Here is a 10292-nt window from a genome sequence, read left to right on the forward strand (position 1 = left end):
CAAAATCGATCCGTTCTTGCGTACACTTTGGCATTGGCAGTCCCCGGTTGCAATTGACATCGAACACCAATGACAACGCGCTTCGGCACGGGGCTGCCGACTCCTGCTAATGAAATATCCGGGCTAGTCCAGCTTATCCGGGGCCGTCGCCTCAGCACGGCGGCGCAACTGGCCGGTCGCCTGGCGGTGTCTGAACGCACTATCTACCGCGACGTCGCCGAGCTGCAGCACCAGGGTGTGCCGATCGAAGGCGAGGCCGGCGTCGGCTACCGGCTGGGCGCTGGTTTTGAACTGCCGCCCCTGATGTTCACGCAGGAGGAAGCCAAGGCGCTGGTGGCCTCGGTGCGTCTGGCGCAGCAGGGCCTGGACCCCGGCCTGGCCCGCGAGGCAGAAGATGCGCTGGGCAAAATCCTGTCGGTCCTGCCCGCCGCTGCGCGTGCTGCGGCAGAAGGCCTGGCGATTTATGCGCCTCTTTTCGGGGTCGACACCGGCAACCAGCAGCGCCTGCAGCAGCTGCGTGAGGCCGTCCAGACCAGGCACAAGGTGCAGCTGCATTACCGCGACCAGCAAGACAAAACCAGCCGACGCACCATTCGCCCGCTGGGCTGCTTTTTCTGGGGCAAGGTCTGGACGTTGGCGGCCTGGTGCGAAGCGCGCCGCAACTTCCGCAGCTTCCGGATCGACCGTATCCAGACCATGGAGGTGCTGGAGGGCGGGTTCCAGCAGGAAGCCGGTAAGACGCTGGCGATTTCCTGCGCCATATCGGCGCTCCGAACCGCGAGGGTGAAAGTTGTTTGCTATTGAATCAATAGCTGTCTGCGCCCGTATTTAAAGGGCTGTCGCCTTATTTTGCGCTTGTCCACCCAGGGCTGCGCGGTAGCGCCTGCTGCAGGGAATCTGGCTGCCGTCCTTCATGCGCAGGCGGGCGTCGCCGCTGTCGAGGGGCTCGATTTCTGCCACGCGGTCGAGGTTGGCGGCGTAGCTGCGGTGCACTTGCACAAAACGCGCCGGGTCAAGCTGGCTGAGGAAGTCCGACAGGGTTGAGCGCAGCAGATAGTCGTGGCCGTTGACGTGGATGCCAATGTAGTTGCCCTGGGCCTGCAGCCATTCGATGTCTGCTGCGGCAATCAGGAATTCGCTGCGCAGCTTGCGCACCAGAAAACGCTCAGGGCGCGCCGGCGGGGCGTCGGAAGGCGGGGCGGCAGAGGCAGTCTCGGGGGCATCGAGCAGCCGCGCTTCGCCCTGCAGCCGCAGCAACAGCAAGCGGTAGCCGAGCACGGCGGCAAGAATCAGCACATAACTGCGCATGTCCTTGAGGTACTCGTAACCGAACACGCTGATCCAGTTGCCGGGGGTGTAACTGGCGCCCACGGCCGCATAAGCCGCCTTGCGCATGGTCATCACCACCAGCACATGTGCGGCGCAGAACATCAGCGTGCCGGCCAGGTGCCAGGGCAGGTTGCGGCACAGCGTGTCCCAGCGCAGGGGAAAGCGCCGTTCAAACGCAATCAGTACCGGGATCAGCAAACCGACGGTCAGGTTGCTCGACAGCTCCCAGACCAGGGGCTGGGCAAAGGGCGCGGTGCGCAGGTCCATCCAGGTGGTGATGCTGTTGGCCAGCATCTGGACCGTCAGCACCAGCACCCAGAAGCCTATTTCTGCGCGGCGGCGCCAGTGCTGGTAACGCGCCAGCCAGGTGCTTGTTTCGTCTGACATGGCGTCAGTCTAGGGGAAGCGTGGTCGCTTTTTCGTCCCCTGGGGTCACCACTCGTCACAAAAACGCCGCTACTTGTCCCGTCGGGGGTGCCCGAAGAAGCCTGGCGCGCAAAAAATGGCCGCCACTTGAACCACTTGTGTTTCGCCCAGGAGAAAACCATGAACCGCCGTCACGACATCGATGCCCTGCGCGCCCTGGCTTTTAGCCTGGTCATCCTCTACCACGTGGCCATGTATTACGTGGCCGACTGGCACTGGCACCTGAAAAGTCCGCATGCGGCCGAGTGGCTGCAGCTGCCCATGCGTGCGCTCAATTTATGGCGCATGGACCTGGTTTTTCTGATTTCCGGTCTGGCATTGGGTTTTCTGCAACGGGGCCAGGGTGCGGGCGCCCTGTTTTTGCAGCGAAGCTGGCGGCTGCTGCTGCCGCTGGTTTTCGGTATGGCGGTGGTCGTGCCCTTTCAGGCCTACGCCCAGGGGGTGGACAACGGCAGCATCTCCCCCGGTTTTGGCGCCTTCCTGCTGCGCTACGCCGCCGGTGGGCCTTGGCCGAAAAATGCGTTTGACGGCTCGGACTTCGGTGTCACCTGGAACCATCTCTGGTACCTGCCCTACCTGTGGCTTTACACCAGCGTGCTGCTCCTGCTGCTGCCTGCCCTGGAGTCGGCTGCCGGCCAGCGCTTGCGCAGGGTGTTTGCCGGGCTACGCGGTGTGGCCTTGCTGGCGGTGCCGGCACTGCCGCTGATGTTGTGGTCACTGGTTCTCTGGCCGCATTTCCCGCCCACGCTGGACCTGATCGGTGACGGCTGGCTGCATGCGGTGTATTTCACCCTCTTCCTCTACGGCTGGTGGATAGGCACGGACGAAGGCTGGTGGGCCGAAGCGGCGCGCTTGCGCTGGCCGGCCCTGGGCGCGGCAATGGTGCTGCTGGCGGTTTACATGGGCCTGCGTGCCCTGCCTTCGGAGCTGGCAGCGCCGCGCCAGCTGTTGCGCCTGGTCGCTGATCTGTACCTGTGGACGGCCCTGCTGGCCATCCTGGGCTGGGGCCATGTGAAGTTGAACCGCCCTTGGCGCTGGCTGTCCTGGGCCAACGAGTCGGTCTATCCCTGGTATGTGCTGCACCAGACCGTGATCATTGTGGCCATATGGTGGCTGGCGCCGTTGCAGCTGGGGCCTGCGGTGGAACCAGCGTTGCTGGTGTTGCTGACGATGGCAGGGTGCTGGACGATCACGGCCCTTGTGCGCCGTAGCGCCTGGCTCCGGCCCTTGTTCGGGCTCAAGCGGCGAGCGCGGCTTCCACATCCTTCGCCAGGTCAGCCGGTTTGTCGGTCGGCGCATAACGCCTGAGAACCTGGCCATCTTTGCCCACCAGGAATTTAGTGAAGTTCCACTTGATGGACTTGCTGCCGAGCAGGCCGGGGGCTTCGGACGACAGCCATTTGTACAGCGGGTGCGCGGCCGGGCCATTCACGTCAATCTTGCCCATCATCGGGAAACTCACGCCGTAGTTGACCTGGCAGAACTCGGCGATCTCGCCGTCGGCGCCCGGGTCCTGCGAGCCGAACTGGTTGCACGGAAAACCCAGCACCACCAGGCCCTTGCCGGTATAGGCCTTGTGCAGTTCCTCCAGCCCGCCGAACTGCGGCGTGAAGCCGCATTTGCTGGCGGTGTTGACAATCAACATGACCTTGCCCCTGAAGCTGGACAGCGCAATGTCCTTACCGTCGATCTGCTGCGCTTCAAAGTCGTAAATGCTGCTCATGGTGTGCTCCTTGTTGGACTTGCCACTGTACTGCAGCGCGATGCGTTGGGAGGTCTTGAATTCATGCCGGGGCCGCGGATCTGACTTCGCCAGTTCGCAGGCGCAGGGATCAACCGGGGGGCTATTTCCTGGCTGCCAAAACAGCGGCCAGCACGATGAGGCTGCCACCCAGCAGAATGCGCGGGCTGAATTCCGCTGCGCCCAGCAGCGCCGCCGAGATGCTGGCAAACAGGATCTCGGTCAGCATCACAACGGCTGTGGTGCTGGCAGCCAGCCGGGCAGCCCCGTACTGCAGCGCCATGTTGCTGACCAGAAAAGCCAGGCTCAGGCCCAGCGCCAGCGGCACCCAGACGACACTCCACAGCGGAGCGCTCACGGTGCCGCCGATCAAGCCCAGCAAGGCGGCGCCGCTGGCCATGATGGCGCCGCCGCCGAACATGGCCAGCATGCGGGATGCATCCGGGGTGTACTCAAGCTTGCGCAGCATGACATTGGTCGCCGCAAAACTGAGCCCGCCCATCAGCGCCAGCCAGTCGGCTGCGTCTTGCGGTAACGGCCAGGGCGAGGCGGGCTCCTTGAGGACGATGATCACCCCGGTCATGGCCAGCAACAGGCGCAGCAGCGATGCGCGCGTCGGCCGCTCGCCCAGCAGCAACCAGGCCAGCAGCACCGACCACGCCGGCATCAGATAAAACAGCAGCACCACGCGCACCACGTCGCCGACCGTCACTGCCCAGTTGAAGCCGACATTGGTCAGGCCGGCAGCGACGGCCAGCCACCACAATTGCGGGTGGTGTGCGAAGCTGCGCCAGGCGCCGGGTCGCCATGCCGAGATGCCGGCCAGACAGAAGAAGTAGATCAACGCGGTGGACCACAGCGGGTGCAGGCCCATGGCCTGCAGCTCGCGAAACGGCCACCACGACACGCCCCAGACGAAGGCGTTGCAGACGAGGGCCCCTGCGGCCAGGGCTTTGGCACGAGGGCTCATGAAGTGAGTTCGCAAGAGGGCGTAAAACCGCCCGCAGGCCGTCGAACCAGAATGCCGTCCCGCATCAATGAGACTTGTCGCTGCGGGCGATGGTCAGCAGGTGCTCCACCTGCTCCTTGTGGTGGATGCAATTGCTTTTGTGCCAACGCTGGATCACCCACATGAAGCCGGCCACCACCACGCCGAAGGTGGTGATGGCGCCAAAGGCCGACAGGCCTATGCCGGTGGACAGGCTGTAGCCGGCGCCCAGTGCCAGGATGCAGGCTTGCTCGTTGAAGTTCTGCACGGCAATCGAGCGGCCGGCGCCCATCAGGTTGTGGCCGCGGTGCTGCAGCAAGGCATTCATCGGCACCACCAGGAACCCCCCCAAGCCGCCGAGCAGGATCAGGAAGGGCGCGGCCACCCAGACGTTGTCGATGAAGTTCATCGCGATCACCAGCAGGCCCATGGCGATGCCCAGCGGCATCACGCTGGTGGCCGTGTCGAGCCGCATGCGCATCGAGGCGACGATGGCACCCACCGCCGTGCCCAACGCGACCACGCCGCTCAGCGATGACGCCTGCGTGGTGTTGTAGCCGAGGGCCGCCGCGCTCCACGCCAGGATGATGTAGCGCAGGTTGCCGCTCACGCCCCAGAACAGCGTGGTGGTGGCCAGCGAGATCTGCCCCAGCTTGTCGTGCCACAGGCGCGAGCTGCAGATCCAGAAATCGGGCACCAGCTCCAGCGGGTTCTTCGGGATCGCCCGCATCTCCACGCCGGTGTGCGGAATGCGCGTGTTGAACCAGGCGGCGACGGCGTAGACGAAGATCAGGATCGCGATGGCGGCTTCCGGCGCGGTGTCGATGCCGGTGTCGAAGAACGGCAGGTCCACCGCCAGCAGGTGGCGCGAGATCGCGTGGCCGACCAGCTGGCCGCCCAGGAGGATACCCAGGATGATGGAGGCGATGGTCAGGCCCTCGATCCAGCCGTTGGCCTTGACCAGCTGCGAGGAGGGCAGAAGCTCGGTGAGGATGCCGTACTTGGCCGGCGAGTAGGCCGCCGCGCCCAGGCCGACGATGGCATACGACAGCAGCGGGTGCGTGCCGAACAGCATCATGAGGCAGCCCACGACCTTGATCGCGTTGCTCGCGAACATGACCTTGCCCTTGGGGTAGGCGTCGGCGAAGGCGCCGACGAAGGGCGCCAGCACCACGTAGAACAGCGCGAACATGGGAACCAATGCGGCGCGCTGCCACTCGGCGGCACCGCCCGATTTGAGCAGTTCGACCGCGGCCACGAACAATGCGTTATCGGCCAGCGACGAGAAGAACTGCGCTGCCATGATGGTGTAAAAACCGCGCTTCATCGCATCCGGTGAGCGGAATCAGGCAGGCTGATGGCCGTCAAATGTTTTACGTCTCCAAACGACTCGGGGTTATATCACGCTGGGTAATGACACAATCGTTTGGCGTCCCCGGCCGAGAACCCGCCCATGCCCCGTCCCATCCTGGCCACCATCTACCCCGAAGCGCTGCGGCACAATCTGTCGCGCATGCGCCAAGCCGTGCCCGATGCCAAGGTCTGGGCGGTGGTGAAGGCCAATGCGTACGGCCACGGCATCGAGCGCGCCTATGAGGGACTGCGCGGCGCCGACGGCTTCGCGCTGCTGGATTTGCAGGAAGCCGAGCGCGTGCGCGCGCTGGGCTGGCGCGGTCCCATCTTGCTGCTGGAAGGCGTGTTCGAGCCGCGCGACCTCGAACTCTGCTCGCGGCTGGACCTGTGGCACACGGTGCACTGCGACGAGCAGATCGACATGCTGGCCGCGCACAAGACGCAGCGGCCGCACCGCGTGTTCCTGAAAATGAACTCGGGCATGAACCGCCTGGGCTTCGCGGCCCAGCGCTATCGCGCCGCCTGGTCGCGCCTGAGCGCCTTGCCGCAGGCCGGCGAAGTCACCCTGATCACGCATTTCAGCGATGCCGACGGCGCGCGCGGCATCGCCCACCAGCTGGAAGCGTTCGAAACCGCGACCGACGGGCTGCCCGGCGAGCGCAGCGTGGCCAACAGCGCGGCGACGCTGCGCCACGCCATCGACGCGCGGGTGCGCGGCGACTGGGTGCGCCCCGGCATCGCGGTGTACGGCAGCGCGCCCGACTTTCCCGAGCACGATGCCGCGCACTGGGACCTGCGGCCCGGCATGAGCCTGACCGCGCGCTTGCTGGCCGTGCAGCAGCTCGCCGCGGGCGACACCGTCGGCTACGGCTCCAGCTTCACCGCCGACGCGCCGCTCACCATCGGCATCGCGGCCTGCGGCTACGCCGACGGCTATCCGCGCCATTGCGGCACCGGCGCGCCGGTGCTGGTGGACGGCGTGCGCACCCGCCTGCTCGGGCGCGTCAGCATGGACATGGTGGCGGTGGACCTCACGCCCGTGCCGGGCGCGGGCTTCGGCAGCGAGGTCACGCTGTGGGGCCGGGCCACCAACGGCGCCGTGCTGCCCATCGACGACGTGGCGCGCGCCGCCGGCACCATCGCCTACGAGCTGATGTGCGCCGTGGCGCAGCGCGTGCCGTTCGCCGTGGCGGACTGACAAGACAACCGGCGGAGGCCCCATGGCAATCAGCATCTTCGATCTGTTCAAGATCGGCATCGGCCCGTCCAGCTCGCACACCGTCGGCCCGATGAAGGCCGCGCGGCTGTTCACCGCGCGCCTGGCCGAACAGCAGCTGCTGCCCGCGGTGGCGCGGCTGAAGACCGACCTCTACGGCTCGCTCGGCGCCACCGGCAAGGGCCACGGCAGCGACACCGCGGTGCTGCTCGGGCTGTCCGGCTTCGACCCCGACGCGATCGATCCCGACACCATTCCCCGCGTGCTGGCCGAGATCCGCGAACACCAGCGCGTGCGGCTGCACGGCGAGCATGCCGTTGCGATGCGCGAGAAGGAAGACATCCTGTTCTGGCGCAACGAATCGCTGCCGCTGCACGCCAACGGCATGCGCTTCACGGCCTACGGCGCCGATGGGCGCGAATTGCTGGCGGCCGTCTACTACTCGGTGGGCGGCGGCTTCGTCATCGCCGACCAGCCGGCCGACGACGGCGGCACGCACAAGGCCATCGTGCCCGATGCGACCGCGCTGCCGCTGCCCTTTCACAGCGCCGAAGAGCTGCTGGCGATCACCGCGAGCGAGGGCTGCGGCATCGCCGACGTGGTGCGCGCCAACGAGCGCCACTGGCGCACCGATGCGCAGATCGATGCCGGGCTGCTGCGCATCTGGTCGGTCATGCAGGAATGCGTGGCGCGCGGCTGCCGCACCGAAGGCACGCTGCCCGGCGGCTTCAAGGTGAAGCGGCGCGCGGCCTCGTGGCACCGCGGCCTGCTGGCGGTGGCGGCCAACGGCCGCACGGCCGATCCGCTGTCGGTGCTGGACTGGGTGAACCTCTACGCGCTGGCCGTCAACGAAGAGAACGCCGCCGGCGGGCGCGTGGTGACGGCGCCCACCAACGGCGCGGCCGGCATCATCCCGGCGGTGCTGCACTACTACCGCAACTTCGTCGCCGGCGCGAGCGACAAGGGCGTGATCGACTTCCTGCTGACGGCCGCGGCCATCGGCATGCTCTACAAGGAAAACGCATCGATCTCGGGCGCCGAGGTCGGCTGCCAGGGCGAGGTCGGCGTGGCCTGCTCGATGGCCTCCGGCGCGCTGTGCGCCGTGATGGGCGGCACGCCCGCGCAGGTGGAGAACGCCGCCGAGATCGGCATGGAGCACCACCTGGGGCTCACCTGCGACCCGGTCGGCGGGCTGGTGCAGATTCCGTGCATCGAGCGCAACGCCATCGCCTCGGTCAAGGCGATCAACGCCGCGCGCATGGCGCTGCACGGCGACGGCACGCACCACGTGAGCCTGGACCAGGTCATCAAGACCATGCGCGAAACCGGCGCCGACATGATGACCAAGTACAAGGAAACGGCGCGCGGCGGCCTGGCGGTGAACATCGTCGAGTGCTGAGGCCGGCCTTCGGTCGCGTCCTGCTCCCCCGCTGAGCTCGCGCTGGCGTCCTACGCGCCGCGCCTGCTGCCCCGCTTACGCTGGCAGCCGCCTCATCCACGCACAAAGATGGTCGTCGTTCTCGTTGCCCTCGCGGTCCTGCTCGCCGGCCTGGTGGTCGTCAACTTCACCATGGGCGAGCGCAAGGTCGAGACCGTGATCGAGCACCTCTACGGCGCGACCGAACCGCAGTTCCTGCGCTCCATGGGCCTGCTGGTCGGCCCCTCGATCCTGGAAGGCAACGAGACCGCCGAGCTGATCAACGGCGACGCCATCTTCCCCGCCATGCTGGCCGCGATCCGTGGCGCCCGGCACTCGGTGCTGTTCGAAACCTTCATCTACTGGTCCGGCGAGATCGGCGACGAATTCGCCCAAGCCCTGTCCGAGCGCGCCCGGGCGGGAGTGCGCGTGCACGTGCTGCTGGACTGGGTGGGCAGCGCCAAGATGGACGGCGAACTGGTGGGGCAGATGCGCGGTGCCGGCGTGGAGGTGGAGAAATACCATCCGCTGCGCTGGTACAACCTGGTCCGCCTGAACAACCGCACCCACCGCAAGCTGCTGGTGGTGGACGGCCGCGTCGGCTTCACCGGCGGCGTCGGCATCGCGCAGAACTGGACCGGCCACGCGCAGGACCCCGGCCACTGGCGCGATTCGCACTTCCGCGTCGAAGGTCCGGTGGTCGCGCAGATGCAAAGCGTGATGCTGGACAACTGGGTCAAGACCACGGGGCGGGTGCTGCACGGTGCCGAGTACTTCCCGCCGCTCGAAGCCGCGGGCGAGCAGAAGGCGCAGATGTTCTCCAGTTCGCCTTCGGGCGGCAGCGAGAGCATGGAGATGATGTACCTGCTGGCGATCACGGCCGCGCGCAGCAGCCTGGACATCGCGAGCGCGTACTTCGTGCCCGACGGCATCACCCGGCGCACGCTGCTGGCGGCTGCGCGGCGCGGGGTGCGCGTGCGGGTGATCGTGCCCGGCAAGCACACCGACGAGAAGACCGTGCGGCACGCCTCGCGCGGCCTGTGGGGCGAGCTGCTGCGCGCCGGCGTGCAAATTCACGAATACCAGCCCACCATGTTCCACTGCAAGATGATGATCGTGGACGGCTTCATGACCTCGGTGGGCTCGACCAACTTCGACGTGCGCTCGTTCCGCCTGAACGACGAGGCCAACCTCAACATCTATGACACCGGCTTCGCCGAGCGCATGACCCGCGTGTTCGAAGCCGACCTGCAGCGCGCGCGTGCCGTCACGCTGCAGGCGTGGGAGGCACGCTCCTGGCCGGAGAAGATCGAGGAGCGCGCCGCGGCGATGCTGGGCGTGTTCCTCTGAGGCTTCGAAGCACGGGCAGGGCATCGCCGCAGGCGCTCAGCGCCGCTTGCGCAATCCCAGCCCCATCACCGTACCCACCACCAGCAGCGCGCCCGCCACCTGCACCGGCGCAATGGCCTGCCCCAGCAGCAGCCAGCCGAGCACCAGCGCGAACACCGGCTCCACGTTCATGATGGCCGAATTGCCGACCACGCCCAGGCGCGGCAGCACGGTGAACATGATGGTGAACGCCGTGCCATAAAGAAAGGTGAGCGCCGCCAGCCCGCCCCAGCCGGCCGGCGCTTGCGGCAGGTGGAAGCCGCCTTGTGTCGCGACCATTCCCAGGGCCACCAGGCCCGCGGTCATCATGGTGGTGGCGGTGCGGACCCGCCCGTCCACGTCGCCCGCCTCGTGCTGCGTGACGACCAGCGCCAGCCCGAAGGTGGCGGCGGCGGCGAGCGCGAAGCCCACGCCGGCGCCGATGCGCGCCCAC

Annotated in this window: 10 protein-coding genes; 5 read left to right on the forward strand and 5 right to left on the reverse strand. The window is 67.0% G+C overall.

Annotated features, from left to right (window positions below; genetic code table 11):
* The first annotated feature begins 69 nt into the window (after positions 1 to 69).
* On the forward strand, positions 70 to 804 hold the full coding sequence (locus tag H0U68_RS15130) for a YafY family protein (RefSeq protein WP_296357000.1): 735 nt from the start codon (positions 70 to 72) through the stop codon (positions 802 to 804).
* Between the two features lie 24 nt (positions 805 to 828).
* On the opposite strand, the gene H0U68_RS15135 is transcribed toward H0U68_RS15130, so the two are convergent.
* Positions 829 to 1716 (reverse strand): LytTR family DNA-binding domain-containing protein, encoded by an 888-nt coding sequence (locus tag H0U68_RS15135; RefSeq protein ID WP_296357002.1) that lies wholly within the window; start codon positions 1714 to 1716, stop codon positions 829 to 831.
* A gap of 159 nt (positions 1717 to 1875) precedes the next feature.
* Between H0U68_RS15135 and H0U68_RS15140 the strand changes: the two genes are divergently transcribed.
* Positions 1876 to 3063, forward strand: a complete 1188-nt coding sequence (locus H0U68_RS15140) for an acyltransferase (protein ID WP_296357003.1) — start codon at positions 1876 to 1878, stop codon at positions 3061 to 3063.
* On the opposite strand, the gene H0U68_RS15145 is transcribed toward H0U68_RS15140, so the two are convergent.
* The 3 genes from H0U68_RS15145 to lplT all read right to left on the reverse strand — a co-directional run bounded on the left by H0U68_RS15145 (position 2993) and on the right by lplT (position 5811).
* Entirely contained in the window at positions 2993 to 3478 is a 486-nt protein-coding gene (locus H0U68_RS15145; protein WP_296357005.1) for a glutathione peroxidase, read from the reverse strand. The two genes, H0U68_RS15140 and H0U68_RS15145, sit on opposite strands and share 71 nt — an antisense overlap.
* Before the next feature lie 121 nt (positions 3479 to 3599).
* Positions 3600 to 4466, reverse strand: coding sequence for a DMT family transporter (locus tag H0U68_RS15150; RefSeq protein WP_296357009.1), 867 nt, complete (start codon positions 4464 to 4466; stop codon positions 3600 to 3602).
* Between the two features lie 64 nt (positions 4467 to 4530).
* A complete protein-coding gene (lplT, locus tag H0U68_RS15155) occupies positions 4531 to 5811 on the reverse strand; it encodes a lysophospholipid transporter LplT (RefSeq protein ID WP_296357010.1) in 1281 nt (426 codons plus the stop codon).
* A 126-nt stretch (positions 5812 to 5937) separates the two neighbouring features.
* Between lplT and alr the strand changes: the two genes are divergently transcribed.
* The 3 genes from alr (at position 5938) to H0U68_RS15170 (ending at position 9820) form a co-directional block, all read left to right on the forward strand.
* Entirely contained in the window at positions 5938 to 7035 is a 1098-nt protein-coding gene (gene alr, locus H0U68_RS15160) for an alanine racemase (protein WP_296357012.1), read from the forward strand.
* Between the two features lie 22 nt (positions 7036 to 7057).
* Positions 7058 to 8452 carry an L-serine ammonia-lyase gene (locus H0U68_RS15165; protein ID WP_296357014.1) on the forward strand — a complete coding sequence of 465 codons (1395 nt, stop codon included), beginning with the start codon at positions 7058 to 7060 and terminating at the stop codon, positions 8450 to 8452.
* A 108-nt stretch (positions 8453 to 8560) separates the two neighbouring features.
* On the forward strand, positions 8561 to 9820 hold the full coding sequence (locus H0U68_RS15170) for a phospholipase D-like domain-containing protein (protein WP_296357016.1): 1260 nt from the start codon (positions 8561 to 8563) through the stop codon (positions 9818 to 9820).
* 36 nt (positions 9821 to 9856) lie between these two features.
* Here the strand turns inward: H0U68_RS15170 and H0U68_RS15175 are convergent.
* The coding region (locus tag H0U68_RS15175) for an EamA family transporter (protein ID WP_296357018.1) at positions 9857 to 10292 on the reverse strand (436 nt) is incomplete at its 5' end.

Origin of the sequence: Ramlibacter sp., from assembly GCF_013697775.1 — a bacterium.
GTDB lineage: Bacteria > Pseudomonadota > Gammaproteobacteria > Burkholderiales > Burkholderiaceae_C > Ramlibacter.